The organism is Psychrobacter sp. TAE2020, assembly GCF_018919485.1.
In the GTDB taxonomy this organism is placed as follows: Bacteria; Pseudomonadota; Gammaproteobacteria; order Pseudomonadales; family Moraxellaceae; genus Psychrobacter.
The window spans coordinates 2,360,704-2,379,307 of sequence record NZ_JAHLMU010000001.1 but is presented as its reverse complement, the minus strand read 5'-3'; the positions used below and the strand labels follow the sequence as shown (position 1 = coordinate 2,379,307).

Here is an 18,604-nt window from a genome sequence, read left to right as displayed (position 1 = left end):
GTATTGAACAAAGCTCCTATTAAAATATAGTAACTCTAAAAACATTTGATTGAGTTTTGATTTTACGATCTCTTTATTCTATTCTTCACAACTTGAGTATAACCATGTCTATAGAAAATAATGCTGCTCTAAACAGCAACGATAGCTCTAACCACGATGACTTAAACTACGCCACACTCACTGATGCACTTGAACAAACGGTATTTGACAACTTCGATGACGGTCTATATATCGGTATGATGTCAGGCACTAGCTTGGATGGTATGGATGCGGTGTTATGCCAGTTTGCGGCTGATAGTCAGGATAACAGTCAGGATAATACGCCAGCACCAATGCAGCTATTAGCGACTTATAGTGAAGATTTTTCACCGCGTTTACGTGAAGTGCTATTAGCCTTATGTCAGCCTAATGGCGCTAAGGATTTAATCTCGCAAGACGATGAGCCTAATAGCGACTGTGGCGAGCTAGATTGGTTTGGTTGGGCCAGTCGTGAGTATGGAGAATTCGCTAGCAAAGTGGTTAATACTTTATTGCAGCAAGCTAACATCGACCCAGAAGCAGTGCTAGCCATCGGCTGTCATGGGCAAACCATACGTCATCGCCCACAGTTAGGCTTTACTATCCAACTAGTCGATGCCAATATTATCGCTGAGCGTACCGCTATTAGCGTAGTCAGTGACTTCCGCCGTCGTGATATGGCAGTCGGTGGACAAGGCGCGCCTTTAGTTCCAGCCTTCCATCAAGCCTTGTTTGGCAACGCTCCTAGCACTCGTGTGCTGCTTAATTTAGGCGGTATAGCTAATATTACCGTGTTGCCAGCAACAGGCATGGAGCAATCTAGTCAAGTCGTCGGTTATGATACTGGTCCTGCAAATTTATTGCTGGATGCTTGGGCGGCACTACATACTGGTAAAAACTACGATGCTGGCGGTGCTTGGGCGCAAACAGGCCGAGTCCTTGAGCCCTTGCTAAACCAATTATTAGCCCATCCGTTTTTTGCTAGAGCCTATCCTAAAACTACCGGGCGTGAGGACTTCAATCTAGCTTGGTTACAAGATGAACTGCAAAAATTTGATCAAGCCGCTGCCAATACTCGCTACTCATCAGCTGATGTACAAGCGACGCTAACTGAACTGACGGCCATAACCGCTAGCATGCAGATTAGAACTTTTATTAATGCAGACTTTAGTACTGTAAATCCAGCGCCTGAAGCTAGCAGTGAAGTCTATGTTTGTGGGGGTGGTGCACTGAATGATTATCTGATAATTAGACTCCGGGCCCACTTACCACACTGCACCGTTGCTACTACTGCCAGCTTAGGACTCGAACCAACTTGGGTGGAAGCAGTGGCCTTTGCTTGGTTAGCGAGGCAAACATTAATGGGTGAAACCGGTAACTTGCCAGCAGTGACTGGCGCTAATAAAGGCGTGGTATTAGGGCAAGTTTGTTTTGCTTAAAAAGTATTCTATCTGATTATTATTTTGAGCTCACAAACTTAATCGCTTTGCACTGGGCAATACTAAACAGTTTTAAGTTTACAGCTGTAAGCTGATGTGATTTATAATGGTTGCTAAAATACTAATATAACGCTATAAATGACCTAGCGAGAACGGGCATTAGTTATATACAACTTGTAAAACTATCTTTTTAGGATGGCAACAAATATAGGATATATCACATGAGCCAAAGTAGTAGTTCAGCCACATCGCCACAGCGGAAGCACCGTAAGCAACCTCATTATGAACGCTCTGATGAAACACGAGTAGTAGTCACCGGTATGGGTGCAGTGACACCTTTAGGATTAGATGTTGAAAGTACATGGGCTCAGCTGTTGGCTGGTGAGAGCGGAATCACTGCTATTAGTCACTTCGATGCTACTGACTACCGAGCGCAAATTGCTGGGGTAGTCAAAGACTTTGATCCTAGCAAGTTTATGAGTGCTAAAGATGCACGCCGCTATGATAAGTTCATGCATTATGCAGTAGCCGCTACTTCTATGGCGCTACATGATGCTGGCTATGTAGATACCATCAGTAGCGAGGATGCGCCAGTACAAGGGGTTGACCAACAGCGTTTTGGGGTGATCTTAGGATCAGGTATTGGTGGTATTCAGACTATCGAAGATAGCTGTGCAACCTTACGTGAAAAGGGAGCTAAAAAAGTCTCGCCATTTATTATACCTGGCTCTATTGCCAACATGGCAGCAGGGCTAGTCGCTATCAAACATCAGCTAAAAGGCCCTAATCTTGCTACCTCAACGGCTTGTACTACCGCCACTCATGCTATCGGTTTAGCAGCACGCCTGATCGCTTATGGCGATGCTGATGTGATGATCGCTGGTGGGAGCGAAAAAGGCTCAAGTCCGCTGGGTATATCAGGGTTTGGGGCGATGCATGCGCTATCTACTCGCAATGATGAGCCAACCAAAGCGTCGCGACCTTTTGATAAAGACCGTGATGGCTTTGTACTTGGCGATGGTGCAGGTGTCATGGTGTTAGAGAGCCTCGCCCATGCTAAAGCTCGTGGTGCCAAGATTTTGGGTGAAATGGTTGGTTTCGGTATGAGCGATGATGCCAGTCATATCACTTCTCCACCAGAAGATGGTAGCGGTGCTGCACGAGCTATGCAAAATGCCTTAAATGATGCCGGAATCACTGCTGATGCCGTAGGTTATGTCAATGCTCACGGTACTAGTACCCCAGCAGGCGATGTCGCTGAATCCATAGCTATTGAAACCGTATTTGCTGCGGTTAAAGACAGCATTTTGGTCAGCTCTACCAAATCAATGACTGGTCACTTATTAGGTGCTGCTGGTGGTATAGAAGCTATCTTTACTGTGCTAGCTCTGCAGCATCAGCATGTACCGCCAACTATTAATCTAGATAATGTTGAGGACAATTGCAATCTTGATTATGTGGCTAATCAATCGCGCAGAGTGACTGACCTGAACTATGCAGTCTCTAACAGCTTTGGCTTTGGTGGTACTAATGGCTCATTAGTATTCGCTCGTTGGAACGCTTAATCGGCACAAATATTTTGACTGTAGTTTTAGCTTCTATTTATTATGATTTTGTAGGCAAGTTTGATTAGCGTAAGATTTATATTGATTTTGCTACGTTTGTCCTCTTGCAGCCCCTTATGATATTTGCGTATGATAAGGGGTAATTTTTAGCATATTTATGGAAGCAACTATGTCAAGCTATTCGTTTTCACATCAATTTTATCAACATTGGACTGGTGCGCCAGAGCCAGTGCGAGCAGCTATTGTACAAGAGTTGACGGATATCACTGAGCTATTGCAAAGTGAAACCCCATTTGAAAAGTTTGTTTTTAGCATTCATGATCTTGACGCTCATTTGGACGATCTATACTGTGCCTATGAATTACAACAAGCTGAGAAAAAAAGAATAGCTGATGAAAATACCGCTCTAGAGGCACAGCAAAAATTAGCAGAACAACGTAAAACCATACAAGAAGAACAAGAGAAAGAAGATATACGTCAACAAGAAATGGCAGAAAAAAGACAGAAACAACAGGCAGCCCTAGCAGCAGATTTAGCGAGTAAAGCTGCCAGCGTAGTAGCAAACAATACTGATAATGCTAATAATGAAGAAAGTGAAGATGATGGCAATAACCGCCATAATGATAAAGCTCAAGTGGTCTCGGCCAACAGTATCAAAGCGGTTAGCGATAGTATTAATCAAAGCTCAGCTATCGACTTGTCTTTAGCCGATAGCAAATTGAATGCTACTCATAAAGATATGATTCATGAGCTTGAGATGCACATTGATGACTATCTAACTGATGAGATGCTGCAAATGTCTGAAAACTTAAAGTCATGGCTGCGTGCTGAGGTAAGTCGTCAGTTGGCTGAAAAACAGCAAACTGCTGCTGATGTTACAGATAAATAAATTCGACTAAAAACCCTTACGGTTTCTTAGTTTACTGTCACTGTTACCTTAATAAACGTTGTAATAAGCTGGTGCTTTTATACCAGCTTTTTTTTATATCACCTACTAGCCTTTAGCTCATTGGTTGTTTCCTAACTTGTGCTTTACTATAGAATATTTTGGTTAACTATTTACTGAGGTAAAGCCACAGTTAATGCCAGCAGCTCTGACAGTTGAGGAGGCAGATAGTTAATAGCTGATAGCCTACTAATTCATATCGGCCAAACAAAAAGCGCTTAGTATTTTACTAAGCGCTTTTTTATAACTAAATTTTTCTCACTGTGCTTAAGGGGTACTGAAGCCGTACTTAAGCCATAATTGAACTGCATTTAATATCTACTGAGGCCGACATTAAATCGCTTGAGTACGCTCAGTCAACCATTCAAGAGCAGCGCCATCAACACGGTCTTTTAACTCAGCATAAACTTGGCTATGATAACTATTTAGCCAATCAATCTCTACTTGAGTTAATAATGACGGTTCAATTAGACGCGTATCAATTGGACAATAAGTAACCGTCTCAAAATGTAAGAATTTACCAAACTCTGTTTCTGTCGGTTTGGCTACTGGTCTATTCACTACCAAGTTTTCAATACGAATACCCCACTTGCCTTCACGGTATAGTCCCGGCTCATTGCTGGAGATCATATTGACTTTCATAGCGCGCTCTTTTGGGGTGCTAGCGCTATAGGCAATCACTTGTGGGCCTTCATGTACATTCAAGAAATAGCCTACCCCATGACCAGTACCGTGACCATAGTCCATCTGTGCTTGCCATAATGGCGCGCGGCAAATAGCATCGATTAACGGCGAGGCAATACCATCAGGGAAATTGGCACGCGCTAAAGCAACATGGGCTTTGAGCACCGTGCTAAAGTCACGTTTATGCTCGCTGCTAACTTGTCCAATACCGACCACCCGAGTGATATCGGTAGTACCATTCTGATATTGCGCACCGGAGTCAATTAATAATAACCCGCCTTCACCTTCACTGACATCGAGATAGCTGAACTTTTCTGGCGTCGCACGATAATGCGGTAAAGCACCGTTTTCATTAAATCCAGCAATCGTAGGAAAGCTTGGCGATACATAGTTTGGCTGCTGACTACGTACTCCAATCAGCATACTATCGACATCTAGCTCGCTCAAACGTTCACCGTTACTCAGACGCTGCTCAAAGTTGGCAAAAAACTCACATAAGGCGGCGCCGTCTTGACGCATGGCTTCACGCACATGATTTACATCTGCATCAGACTTCACTGACTTCAACAAAGTACTCGGGGCCATTTGCTCAATAAAACCAACGCCATCAGCCATCTGCGATAAAGTACCGACTGCCACTTTACTTGGATCTAACAATAGTAAATCTTCAGGCGTCAGCGTCGCTAATGCAGCTTGTACGACATCGTAATCTGCAATAGTAAAGCCACTATCTTTTAGACTTTTTTCAATCTCGCTACTGACTTTATTATTATCAATAAACAAGGTTGCACTGCCATCAAGGCTGATCAGCATATGCGCTAAAAATACTGGATTATAATCAACATCAGCACCACGCAAATTAGTCAACCAAGCAATGTCATCTAAGCTCGATAATAGATGATGAGTCGCCCCTGCAGCTTTTATGCCTTCGCGTACAGCAGCCAGTTTTGCAGCAGCTGATTGGGAAATAAACGATTCATCATGGACATACAATGGTGCTGTTGGTAACGCTGGACGATCTGACCATACCTCATTGAGGACGTCACGCTCGGTGATCAAGGTAATATCATTAGCATCAAAAGCATTCAGTAATCGGTCCTGCTCAGCGATAGACAATACATTGCCATCAACCGCTACGCTATCGCCTTCTTGTAGATGGTCAGCTAACCAGTCAATATGATTAGGCTGTCCAGGTGCCATCTTTTGCAAACTAATACCTGTACCTTCTAATTGCTCAGCAGCATGCACCCAATAGCGACTGTCAGTCCATAAACCCGCAAAGTCCGCAGTGACTACTAAAGTACCGACTGAACCGGTAAATCCTGACAACCATAGGCGCGCTTGCCAGTATTCAGGTAAGTATTCAGATAAATGCGGATCAGCTGACGGTACGATAATCGCCGTTAGATCTTGGGCAACTAAATTTTGGCGCAGGTTATCGATACGCTCATGAATGTTTTGCTTACTCATTAGGATGTTCCTTGTTTATCTTTTGAAGATATTCTAGCGTGGGGCGACTATAGATAGTCGTCTTATTTGAAGACAAGCGTATTGTTAGATGTGTGGGCAGATACTAGGCTTTCAATAGCTCCATGACAATTAGTTAGCAAAAACGTGCTACCGATTAGGGTAACACGATCTAGCATACGTCACTTACTCTGTGCTAACTGACCAGAACTAGTAATTTATTTACTTACTCATTTATTTACTTATCTACTTAATTACTTAATCAAGCTGCTCAGCAGCTTCGCTATCTTGAAGCATTTTATTGATAGGCTTTGCTAGTATCAATAATATCACCGCAGCCACTACCAAGAAAATCGTCATCGTAGTAAATAAACCCGGTAAACCTTCAATTTTATCCGCTGATACATAGCCCCCGAAGAATGCCGCCACTAAGTTACCCATAGCTACAGAAGCAAAGAAAAGGCCCATCATTTGACCTTGCATGCCCTTCGGAGCCAGTTTAGTCATAGCAGACAATCCAACAGGACTAAGCGCTAATTCGCCAAGGGTTAATAAGAACAAACTACCCACTAACCATAAAGGCGATGCTAATCCACCGTTATTAGTCAAAATACTTTTAGAGGCAAAAATCATCAACGCAAAACCTGCTGCCGCTAACAGCATACCAAGCGCAAACTTAGTCATACTATTTGGCTCAAGGCCTCTGTTGCCAAGCTTCACCCATAAAATACTAGCAATCGGGGCTAGGATTAAAATAAACAAAGGATTCAACGATTGGAACCAAATGCTGGGTATTTCAAAACCTAAGACATTAAGGTCTGTGTAATTATCGGCAAACAAGTTAAACGAGGTAGGTTGCTGCTCAAAACTTGACCAAAATAGCGTTGAACCAATAATAAGGATGAAGCAAATCAACAAGCGTAGCTTATCTGATTTATCTAATCGCGGCGAAATAAACATTACTGCAAAATAGATCAATACTACCGCAGCGATGACATAAGTCATATATGAGGCAACCACTGCAGGCGCAAATGGCATAATACCTGTAGAGACTAAGATAACAATGGCAGCTAAGGCGGCAAGAAATACTAATATCCAACGACCTATATTGTTATAGCGTCCATTGGACTTTTCCCAATCAGCCTCAATTCCTTTTGCTTGCGCATAATGGCTTAGATTTTTTTGAGCGACGAAACGGTATATAAGCAATGACACTAGCATGCCAAGACCACCGACCCCGAAGCCCACATGCCACATACCTTTTTCTTTAAACACACCGACAATAAGGGCCGCTAATAACGCACCGATATTGATACCCATGTAGAATAAAGTAAAACCGCCATCACGGCGCGGATCACCTTTGGGGTATAGCGCACCTACCATCACTGAGATACAGGTTTTAAATAACCCTGACCCCAAAACAATACACATCAAACCGACGAAAAATAGCGTCATGCCAAAAAAAGCGGAGAGCGCAATACACAAATGACCTAGAGCAATAATAATACTACCCCACCACAGTGCACGCTCCTGACCTAACCAGTTATCTGCTAGCCAACCACCAGGCACCGCCGCTAAATACAGCGAGCCGGCAAAAATACCATAAATAGCAGAAGCGGTTACTTCATCGAAGCCAAAACCGCCACTACCGACACTTGCTACCATGAATAAAACCAGTAGCGGACGAATACTGTAATAAGAAAAACGCTCCCACATTTCGGTAAAAAATAGTGGACGTAGTGGTTGGGGATGCCCCATAAACCCATCTTCTAACGCTGCCAATTCGGCAGCACTGAACTCCGTTTGTGACTCCGTTGTCATACACTTATTCCTTAGGTGTGCCACAATAATAATGCCCAAGCCTATCATTACTAAGATGAGTGGTCATTTAGGCGTGTCATTGTTTCACTAGAACATTTACAAGTAAAGAAGAAAATATTTACTAGTTAAAAAAATTCGCCCAATAAAAAACCCGCTGCCAATGATTGACAGCGAGTTTTTTATTATTAGCGTAAGGTATAAAAGCTTTATTCAACCGTTATGAAGCCTTTAAAATTCTAGCACAGCGTAAGAATAGTAGAGACCTAATAAGGACAATTACCTTATTTAGCAGGAGCAGGTGCAGGAGCTGCTTCAACAGTACCAGCCTTTGGATCCGCTTTCGCTTGTTCAGCGGTTGGATCGGCAGCGGCTACTGCGGCTTGATCTACTGTACCGTCAGCAGTAGCTGTCGCTGAACCAGTAGCCACTATCGCATCACCAGTAGCTGGCGCAGGAGTAACTGTAGCATCTGCCGGCACTGTAGTTGCTGCTGCATCTGCAGGTGCCGCTTCCGCTGTTGCCACTGGTGCTGGAGCAGCTGGCGCTGCAGCAATAGCAGCCGCTTCGTCAGCTGCAGCCACTTCCGCTGCAATACTTTCAGCAGTGATATGTTCACCAGCTGGGCGCAAAAAGGCTGAGATACCGATGAGTAACACGATGCCTAAAAATAAGCCGACGCCACCTAAAGCAAACAGAAACTCTTTTTTGGGATTGTTATTGACAATATCATCTGACATATCTTATCTACCTTGCACGAAAAATATTTGAAATATGGGCTATTATATCGCAATTTATGCCGATTTGTTAAATCCCTTAACTATTTAAAGGAATTATTAGTAAAACTCAGCTCATTAGCCAATGCTATGCCCTTTTTACTTACCGAAACGTGCTCGTACTCCTGTCCGCTTGCCTAAATAGCTAAGTATCAGCAGCAAAGCGATAATAATCAAAATAGGATAGTTGCCCCAAGTCATAAAGGGCGTATTACCAACTCGGGCCTGAATATTACCACGTAATACGGTACGCTCGAATTGTGGTGCACGCTTGACGATACGACCTTTGTGGTCAATGATAGCAGTAACGCCAGTGTTAGTAGCTCGCATAAACCAGCGACCATTCTCTAACGCCCGCATCTGTACCATTTGTAAATGCTGTAAAGGCCCGGCTGAAGTGCCAAACCAAGCATCGTTAGAGATAGTCAGTAAGAAGTCAGTGCCAATAGCATTCTTGCGGGTGGTGTCTGGATAAGCCACTTCATAACAAATCGCTGCACCAAGATTATGACCACGTACTCGCAATGGTGACTGCTGCTCATTACCACGACTGTAGCTTAAGATATCTTGACTGCCAGCCAAATCAGGCAGAATATCTAGCATACCCTCGAATGGAATGTACTCACCAAAAGGCACTAAACGCTGTTTTTTATAGAGACCATCAGCTTGCGCGCCTAACGCAATCACACTGTTATAAAACGGCGGGTACTTATCAGTCGCTGCATTGAACGCCGCTTCATCCTTATAAGGAATGCCAGTCACCCAAGTAGTATCCGTTTCCTTGGCCAACTTGACCATTTCACCAATAAAACCAACCGCCTCAGTTTGAAACATCGGTATAGAGGATTCTGGCCAAAGTATGATATCGCGCCCCCATTCAGTGCTGGACAAAGTGGCATATATTTTTAGAGTCTCGATTTGAAATTCAGTCAGCCATTTTAGATCTTGCGGAATATTACCCTGAATCAAAGATACCGATAGATCAGGCGTGCCTTTAGGTTTGGTCCATTGCGGATCCGCCAACCATAGCGAGGTGCTAACGACTAATAAAGCAAATGAGGCCAGCAGATAACCACCGCGATTACGCATTTGCTCGACAACACTAGAAGCTAATAATACTGCTACAAAAGACACTGCGAATACACCAGCAACGGGTGCTAAAGAAGACAGCCAATACTGATCAGTAAAAGCATAACCAACAAATAGCCAAGGAAACCCTGTGAATAGCCAAGTTTTTAGCCACTCTTGTAATACCCAAAGAGCCGCAAAAGCGAAAGGTTGCTTACCAACTCCTCGGTTGAATACTAAGGCTAAAAAGCCATGAAACAGCCCCATGCCTAGACCCATCAGCGCAATTAGGATAAGCGCTAACCAAGCTGGAGTATTACCATAATCATGGATAGAAGTATAAAGCCAAAATGCGCCAACACACCACAGCCCCATCCCATAAGCTTCACCAATAATAAAAGCGCGTTTGCCGCTCATGTCAGGCATTAACAACGCATATAAAATGGCTGGAGATACTAAAGCTATTGGCCAGAATCCGTAAGGAGCAAGGGCTAGTATAAACATTGCTCCTGCTAGCCAAGCCACAAGAAGCACTAGCAAAAGTGGTTTCTTTTTCGACTTATTAGCATTTAGACGCTTTTGCAAATCAACGGTAGACGGGCGCATATTGGTTATCCAAAACTCAAAACGAGGCTTAAAAAAGCGTAAAATTTTATATTTAGGCGGCCTATTATTATAGCAACTCAGAGTAAGTTATCAGCACTCGACTCCCCTTGCCAAATCAAACCCGCCTATAATACCAGCCTGTGCTGATAAAGGGGTAAATTTGCTTGGCTAGTTGGGCGGTGCTTACCTTGATAATTTACTCGACATAATCCACAGATTAGCCCTTATACAACCATTAGGTTTTACGGCAATTGATTTAGAATGTGGTTTTGATAACTTTGTTAATCATGCTATTTGTTTAACAAGCAGGTTATCCTTATTATCTGTCATTGTTTTATAATCCTTAGTTTATAATCCTTAGATAGCAAAAAACACGACCGCAGCCGTGTTCTTATCTTACAATTTAAGCCTAAGTTATAAAGGCTTTAATAATAATTCATCAAACGTCTTTTAATGGCTGCCTATGAGTAATTGCTTATCTGCCTTGACATTCGTGACCTCAAGATCATTGATAGAGCGTCCTTCCACATCGGTGATGGTGATTTGCCAATCATCTATTTCGACAGTTTCACCTTCTAAGTCACTGACATAACCAAGCGCCTGCATCACCAAACCACCCATAGTATCGACGTCGGTATCATCAAAATTACTACCTAGCTCATCGTTGCAGTCCTCAATCACCGTTGAAGCTTGTACTCGCCAAGTATTAGGCTTCTCAGGATGGACAATAATGTTATTAATATCACTGTCTTCATCGAAATCATCGTGCTCGTCAACGATATCACCAACGATCTCTTCAAGTAGATCCTCCATAGTGACTACCCCAGCAAAGTTGCCAAATTCATCGACGACAATTGCCATATGTACTTGAGTGCGCTGCAAAGAACGTAAAAGGGTATCAGAACGCGCAGACTCGCTAATATATAGCGGCTGACGTACCAAATCTTTTAGACGTTGGCTATCAATTTTATCATGTTGATCACGCACCATATAGACCAGCAGCGGAATCAAGTCTTTAGCGAGCAGAATACCTATGACCGCATCATCATCTTGGCTATCGAATACTGGATAGCGTGAATGAGTCGTCTCAAGAATAATGTCCATCACTTCAGCGAGGCTAGTACTCTCGTGCAAACTTATGACCTGTGGACGCGGGGTCATAATTTCACGTACTTGCGTCGCTGGCAGATCCAGTACGCCCTCAAGCATATCAACCGTATCAGGCTCTAAAAATTGCCGTGATTGCTGCACTAAACTAACTAGTTCGTCACGGGTTTCGGGGGCGGTCGATAGCCAGCGTTTTAAGCCGCGCATCGACCAACTACTCGGGCTGGGAATGTCTTCAGACATGGTGGTGTGGGTTAACCTCTTCAATTAGTGGATAGAGCATTGCTAATAAAAATCTAAATGGGGATTAAAATATAAATAAAAACTGTGGTTAAAACTTGCTCTAAAAATATCAACTACTGTATCTAAAGTATAGCTATTTATTCAGAACAACGGTTTTAAAACTCAACTGCTGTTACTTTAGTTTCACTTTATCGCAAGGCTGAGCGACATTCAACGATAAATTTATGCAAATTGTATTGTCAGTGTGTTATAAATTTTGCTAGAGTTAAAGACTCTATTTATGTAATCCATTCTTATGTCGCTTCGCTGTTTATTTTCAAGGCTTATGTCATCTCGCTCTAGCCTCAATCCTTCATCTAACCGTAATAACAACGGTAACCATCAACCTCAATATAAAAGATTTGGTTGGCTTAGCTGGCGTGGTGTGGCAAGATTTTTTATTGCTGTGGCCTTAATACTCTCTGCCGTTTGGTTACTAATGGCGATTTACTATCATTTTGGTATAAACAGCCCTATCACTTGGCTAGTAGCACTAATAGTTTTCGGCTTACTAGGCTGTTGGTTGACGCTACCGTACTACCCTAAGCTGGCCTGTAAGCTTACGCAGCAATCGGTAGCTAAAAATAGTAAAGTGAATACAGCTCATATTAATACCAATAATACTAGCAACAGCAGGCTCAATAAAAGCAAGCTCAACAACTATTTGATAGCTAGCTATGGACTGGTTTGGCTGCTTGGCTTAGGCTGGTTTAACGCTATTAACCCTAAGCAAGAGCGCAATTGGCAGCCTGAAGTGAGTCAAGCAGTTTCTTATACTCGTGATCCTAATAACCCTGATTTGATTACTCTATCTAATGTACGCAATTTTGATTGGCACCCGAGTAATGGCCTTGATGAGATTGCGCCTGCGGAACGCTGGGAAACCCGCACTGTCGATATATCTAAACTATCTGGTATCGATATCGCTAATTCTTATTGGATGGGGCCACTAATTGCTCATACTTTAGTCAGCTTCCGTTTTGAAGACGATAGACCGCTAGCATTCTCCCTTGAGATTCGTAAAGAGGAAGAAGAAAGCTTTTCGGCTCTAGCTGGATTTTTTAGGCGCTTTGAGCTGAGCCTTATCGCCTCTGAGGAGCGTGATATTATTTATACTCGTACTAATGTGCGCGGTGAACAGGTCTATCTCTTCCCTATCAGTCACTTGCAACAGAGCGAAGTGAAATCTTTGTTCGAGTCTTACTTAACGGCTGCTGATAAGCTCAATGCTGAGCCTGCTTGGTATAATACTTTGACCAGCAACTGTACTAATATTATCTTTTATATGGCACGTATTGTGAGTGGTGAGCGGCTACCTTGGGATTACCGTATTTGGGTCTCAGGTTGGCTACCAAACTACCTCTATGATATCGGTATGCTAGATGCAAGCTCTCAGATAAAAGAGGATTCACTAAAACAGGAAGTGGCAACAGACGAGCCGCAAAGTGCTGAGCCTTGGTCAATGGATACTTGGTATCAGCATACCCATATCAATCCAAAGGTGATTGGCTTTGATAATCAAGCGGGATTAGATACTAGTAACAATAGCGCTGAGTTCTCTAAGCAAATTCGCCAAGGCATTCCTATTCCACCACTAGCTAACTCTACTGCTGAAGCTGAAACCCAAGCGCAGTCTGCTAGTGAGACGGCTGATAAATAACCTTGATAATAGCTAGTGTTAGAAATTATCAGGGTTATAGCAATTATAAAGGGCTATCACCTGCTATCAGCGCTTGTCAGATATTTTGAGCAATAGAGTATTTTAGTCAGTAGAGTATAGCACTAGCGGTTGCCCTCGCTCTAAGGCCTTACCCAATTCACCACCCGTGTCTCCATGGCTTCATCGCTCATACCTACCTCAGAGATGCAGCGCCCTGCAATACCAACATTAGCATCACGCATTTGCTGCTGAGTAACGACCGCATCTTGGGTTAATAATAAATGCCAGCTTGGTAGTGACTGCCCTTTATACAAACGTTTATAAGCGCAATGATTGGGCAGCCACATCATAGTAGGTAGTTTAGCGGCGGTCAACTGAATACAGTCTGGCACATACTGTTGCCGAGAGTCATAGTGCTGACAAAACCCCGTCTCACAATTCATCAGCTGGCAAGCGACATCGGTATACTCAACTTGCTCTTCGTCTACATCGCCGTTCTCATCTTCATCAATATACTTAATCAGGCAGCAACTGCCACAGCCATCGCATAAGGCTTCCCATTCGCTATGGTTTAGATCCTGCAACGCAAACTGCGACCAAAATTGTGGTCGTAGAAGTTGGTCACTGTGAGTATTGACCTCGGTATCAGCTGAAGCTACCGCATCCTGCTTTGACTGGGATTCCGCACTCTCAAAGCTGGATTTTAAAGCTTGTAATAAATTTAGACTCATAACATGGCCGTAGGTTTAGATAAGTAGCATTTGCACAACTAGAGTTACAGTATTATAGCTGTTTTTCGCTGTCATGGGCGTTAAGGTAATATCAGTAAATAATAAACAAGTTATCAAAAGTACTGATAGCCAGACTAATAGCTATCGCTATAACTTGCTAGGTTGAGCACGCAATAACAAAAATCACTCTATAAAAAAGGATAATAAGATGTCAATTAAGACCTTTGAGCTAATAAGTACCACCGAGAATGGCGTACAGTTAATCAGTTATGTGGCCTTACCAGAAAACGCTGCAGATGATAATCCGGTAGCTGGCATCTTAGTCGCCCCTGAATGGTGGGGCTTAGTTGAGCATTCAAAAGTTATGACCGAGCGTCTAGCAGAAGCTGGCTATGCCGCTGTAGCTATGGATGTTTACGGTGAAGGCAAAATGACTTCTGATCCTGAGATGGCCACTATGTGGCATGACCAAGTGTTAGCAGACCAAGAGATGCTGATGGCTCGCTGCCGTTTAATCCTCAATGACTTTAGCGATCAACTAGCCGTTGATGGCGATAACTTAGCCGCTATTGGTTTTTGTTTCGGCGGTAAAGTGGTTCTCGACATGGCGCGCGAAGCTATGCCAGTTAAAGCAGTTGCTACTTTCCATGGTGATCTCTCTGCCAAACAACCGGCCGATCAAAACTTTAAAGCAAAGGTATTGATCGCTCATGGTCGTGACGATACGATAGTTACTATGGAAGATATTGAAGCCTTTAAAAAAGAGATGGATGCCGCTGATGTCGATTATACTGTCGACGTTTATGACGACGCCAAACATGGCTTTACCAACCCAAAAGCTGACGATCGAGATAACGTTAATCTTGCTTATGACGAAATAGCTGCCAAACAAAGTTGGGATAACATGTTAGCGTTTATGAAAGCTAATCTAGGCTAAATCCTCTTGGTTTAAGCTACAATCTATTAGCCTGCTATTTAGTAGCTATCCAAAGACAGAGTATGTTAATCATGCTCTGTTTTTAGTTGTAAGTATTAATTTTTAGAATAAGGGCCACCATAAAGTGTACTAAGATAATCATCTGCATAAATACTCACTAAAAAACTGCAAAAAATTATTTATATAGCCATTTAGTAGCTTTAAAGTAAATCTAACATAGCGATATTTTCAGCTACACTGTAAAAACTGATTAGCTTATCATTAGTAATAGACTTGAGTTTATTTTTTAATAAGCTCATTATCTGCATAAGATAAGATAGATCAACTACTAGTGACCCTAGTAAACTAAATATATTGAGGTTTTAAATGGGCTGGTTTGCTTTTATTATTTTGTTGCTTATCACTATTATTATTTATAACAAGATAAATAAGCAGCTTATGCAACTGCGCAGTGATATGGCAAAGCTGCAAAGCAGCTTGCAACAGCAGGAGCACAGTCTTAAACAGCTTAAGATTTCACGTTCTGCCGCTACTCCTATATCGTCACTTGCAGCCAATAGCGCCGTGCCATCCTCGCCTGTTTTAACCCCCTCACTATCAGTGCCACCGCCCTTACCAACTGCGGTTAATGTTGCCCAGCAGCAAACTCTGGTCGCTAGCAGCGTTAATGATTCTGCAACTCAAACTTCAACTGTGCTAACAGCAGCAACCACTAATGAGGTAGAGTTAGTAGATGATACTACGGCACCTTGGACGATAGAGCTTCCTGTGCCAGTGATAGAGCCAGATGAGCAGTCATTACCTATGGTAACCTCGCTCTTTAACTCGCTTAAAAACTGGTTCTTCGGTGGTAATTTAGTAGTACGAGTCGGGGTGTTAGTATTATTAGTCGGCGTAGTCTTGTTACTGCGCTTATTGAGTGATTATATCGAGATTCCTGTTACCTTTAAGCTATTAGCAATAGGCATTATAGGCATAGGGCTTGCCGGCTTAGGTCTCAAGCTTGCCAGCAAACGTTTTGCTTACGGTATCACTTTGCAAGGTACTGGCTTAGCTATCACTTATTTGACTAGTTTTTTTGCTTATAGTGTCTATAACGTCATTCCCAGCTTACCGAGCTTTATCATTCTAGGGCTATTATCAGCGCTCACTATTGGCTTAGCGGTACGCCAAAACGCTTTTCCTTTAGCCTTATTAGCACTATCTGGTGGGTTTTTTGCGCCATTATTAACTGGTACCGACACTGGCAATTTAGTGACCTTATTTAGCTACTACTTGCTATTGAACATCACTATTGCGATTATTGCTCATTACCGTACTTGGAAAGTATTGAATGCTTTAGGGGTGGCCGTCACTTTTGGCTTGGCCTATTATTGGGGCTTAACTGAAGATCTGAGCACATTGATTGCTACTCAACGCTGGCCTTTAGTATCGCTAGTAGCGCTCCATTTAGCACTCTATTTATTCATAGCTATTCGTTATACTCAGCAAATCATCGCTTATAATAGTAATAATGAGGCCAGCAATAGCTTAGCGGCAACTTCTGCTACTACAAAATCTGCGCCCAGTCTCTATCTGTATCCTATCGATATTGGCCTGCTATTCTCAGCGCCCGTATTGGCATTTGGCTTATTTGCCGCCCTGTTAAATGATATCGAGCAAGCGCTAACTTTGACTAGCGCTATATTGGCCACTATTTATTTAGGGTTAGGCTGGTTACTTATTCAACGCAGTCAACGTTATACGCTAATTACTGAAGGCATGCTGGCCTTAGGGTTTGGGTTTTTGGCCTTGGTCATTCCGTTAGCTTTTGATGATCAATGGTTAGCGTTCGGTTGGGCGATTCAAGGATTAGCACTAGTATGGTTTGGACATCGCTCATTGCGGGCGTGGCTAGTTATCTTTGGTTTAGCCTTGCAGCTGATCAGTATCGGCATGCTATTTGTGTTAGATATGCTATGGTCTGAAGTACCGATTTTGACTTTGACAATTTCCGCCCTAAGTGCTCTTGCCTCAATGTTTATTCTGCGTGCTAGCCACTCCCCTAGCTTATTAATAACAGCCAACGCTCAAGCAAATTCAACTATATCTGAGGCTGCTGAGTCTAATGGCAATATTGTTACTGACACTGTTACTGATACTGGCGTTGATAATATTGCAAACTATGCCACCTCTTTAGGCATCAGTAGCGCATCTGCCCAGCAATGGCTGTTAAGCATTAATAGTCAAAGTACGGCCTTTAATGCGGTTTGGCGCAGTCCAGTGTCTATACGTCTGCTAACTTTTGCCGCTACCGTGTGGGCGCTACTAGTATTATTTACTGACCTAAAGCAGTGGCTTGCCAGCTGGCAATTGGCGACTACTAGCTTAATAGCACTAGCGACTCTAAGCAGCCTGCTAATTTATTGGCTAATCAATCGCTATCGTTCATGGCAAGAGATCAGTCATTTTAGCCATGTGCTGTTAAGCTTATTCTGCTTAGTGCTGGTACTACAGTTACCACAAAAATTTGAGTTCAACCATCAATGGAGTACTGCGTCTTGGCTGGTTTTTGCCAGCTTATTAATTGGCTGGCTAGTCGTTGGACAGCTGTGGCTAAAGACTTGGTATAGCAGCTCCAGCCTATCTCGTTATGACACTGCCAGCTGGTTTGCTACTAGTATCTTAGTTCTAGCCGCTGCGCTACATTATGGTTTACCAGACTCCAATGGCGTCATTACTATACTCATTCCAGTAGCGCTAATGCTGGCTGGATTATGGGTCGGTTATCGCCATTCATCTACTAAACAATCCGCCAACCATCACTTGCTTTACTGGTTTGATTGGCAACAAGCCTTAGTAGATAGCGCTAAAGTTTTTGTACCCTTAACCTTAATATGGGCAACTCTAAGCAACTGGAGTTATGATGGGATCATTTGGGGGCTGCCCTATTTCCCAGTAGTCAATCTATATGACCTCAGTTTAGCGTTAGTGTTAGGCTACGGTTTCAGCGCTTATTACTTAAATCAGCTTAGCTATGCTAACTCAGTTACTAGCGATGCTAGCGTAAATGTCCCTGTTAATGTCAGAGCCAACAACATGCTTACTAGTAAGCCTTCGCTTATTATTTTAGGCCTGATTGGCTTTTGGCTGCTATCAAGTATTTTAGTAAGAACCCTGCATGCCTTTATTGGCACCCCATTATGGAATGACGGCGCTTGGAATAGTGAGCAAGTACAAACCGGACTGACCATCTTATGGACCTTAATAGCGTTGGTCGCTACTATCGTTGCCAGTCGCCAATTACATCGTACTTTATGGTTTATGGGTATTGGCTTATTAGGGGTGGTGGTACTCAAACTAGTAGTAGTCGATCTATCACAGACAGAGGCTATTTGGCGAGTGCTGTCCTTTTTAACTGCTGGTAGCTTGATATTGCTGATTGGTTATCTTGCTCCCCTACCGCCTGAGCAAGCCAAAATAGCTGATGAGGGTCAACCGTTAGCTTAGGATTTATAACA

General features: G+C 43.0%; 12 protein-coding genes. 6 read left to right on the top strand and 6 right to left on the bottom strand.

Annotated features, from left to right (window positions below):
* Positions 1-104: 104 nt before the first annotated feature.
* From KPY62_RS09720 to KPY62_RS09710, 3 genes are all read left to right on the top strand, one after another.
* Positions 105-1,457, top strand: a complete 1,353-nt coding sequence (locus tag KPY62_RS09720) for an anhydro-N-acetylmuramic acid kinase (RefSeq protein WP_216581814.1) — start codon at positions 105-107, stop codon at positions 1,455-1,457.
* A gap of 221 nt (positions 1,458-1,678) precedes the next feature.
* On the top strand, positions 1,679-3,022 hold the full coding sequence (gene fabF / locus KPY62_RS09715; RefSeq protein WP_216581813.1) for a beta-ketoacyl-ACP synthase II: 1,344 nt from the start codon (positions 1,679-1,681) through the stop codon (positions 3,020-3,022).
* A gap of 169 nt (positions 3,023-3,191) precedes the next feature.
* Complete coding sequence (locus KPY62_RS09710; protein WP_228730642.1) at positions 3,192-3,911, top strand: hypothetical protein; 720 nt, start codon at positions 3,192-3,194, stop codon at positions 3,909-3,911.
* Between the two features lie 390 nt (positions 3,912-4,301).
* Here the strand turns inward: KPY62_RS09710 and KPY62_RS09705 are convergent, their stop codons facing one another.
* From KPY62_RS09705 to KPY62_RS09685, 5 genes are all read right to left on the bottom strand, one after another.
* Entirely contained in the window at positions 4,302-6,122 is a 1,821-nt protein-coding gene (locus tag KPY62_RS09705; protein ID WP_216581811.1) for an aminopeptidase P family protein, read from the bottom strand.
* A gap of 255 nt (positions 6,123-6,377) precedes the next feature.
* Positions 6,378-7,940 (bottom strand): peptide MFS transporter, encoded by a 1,563-nt coding sequence (locus KPY62_RS09700; RefSeq protein ID WP_216581810.1) that lies wholly within the window; start codon positions 7,938-7,940, stop codon positions 6,378-6,380.
* Between the two features lie 281 nt (positions 7,941-8,221).
* Positions 8,222-8,677 carry a hypothetical protein gene (locus KPY62_RS09695; RefSeq protein WP_216581809.1) on the bottom strand — a complete coding sequence of 152 codons (456 nt, stop codon included), beginning with the start codon at positions 8,675-8,677 and terminating at the stop codon, positions 8,222-8,224.
* A gap of 135 nt (positions 8,678-8,812) precedes the next feature.
* Positions 8,813-10,387, bottom strand: coding sequence for an apolipoprotein N-acyltransferase (gene lnt / locus KPY62_RS09690; RefSeq protein WP_216581808.1), 1,575 nt, complete (start codon positions 10,385-10,387; stop codon positions 8,813-8,815).
* Between the two features lie 450 nt (positions 10,388-10,837).
* Positions 10,838-11,737: a CBS domain-containing protein gene (locus tag KPY62_RS09685; protein WP_216581807.1), complete on the bottom strand. Its 900-nt coding sequence runs from the start codon at positions 11,735-11,737 to the stop codon at positions 10,838-10,840.
* A 325-nt stretch (positions 11,738-12,062) separates the two neighbouring features.
* Here KPY62_RS09685 and KPY62_RS09680 point away from each other — a divergent pair, with 325 nt between their 5' ends.
* Positions 12,063-13,436 carry a DUF4105 domain-containing protein gene (locus tag KPY62_RS09680; RefSeq protein ID WP_228730641.1) on the top strand — a complete coding sequence of 458 codons (1,374 nt, stop codon included), beginning with the start codon at positions 12,063-12,065 and terminating at the stop codon, positions 13,434-13,436.
* A 140-nt stretch (positions 13,437-13,576) separates the two neighbouring features.
* Here the strand turns inward: KPY62_RS09680 and KPY62_RS09675 are convergent, their stop codons facing one another.
* On the bottom strand, positions 13,577-14,167 hold the full coding sequence (locus KPY62_RS09675) for a YcgN family cysteine cluster protein (RefSeq protein WP_216581805.1): 591 nt from the start codon (positions 14,165-14,167) through the stop codon (positions 13,577-13,579).
* A 208-nt stretch (positions 14,168-14,375) separates the two neighbouring features.
* Here KPY62_RS09675 and KPY62_RS09670 point away from each other — a divergent pair, with 208 nt between their 5' ends.
* Positions 14,376-15,104 carry a dienelactone hydrolase family protein gene (locus tag KPY62_RS09670; protein WP_216581804.1) on the top strand — a complete coding sequence of 243 codons (729 nt, stop codon included), beginning with the start codon at positions 14,376-14,378 and terminating at the stop codon, positions 15,102-15,104.
* 438 nt (positions 15,105-15,542) lie between these two features.
* A complete protein-coding gene (locus tag KPY62_RS09665; protein ID WP_228730640.1) occupies positions 15,543-18,593 on the top strand; it encodes a DUF2339 domain-containing protein in 3,051 nt (1,016 codons plus the stop codon).
* Positions 18,594-18,604 lie beyond the last annotated feature (11 nt).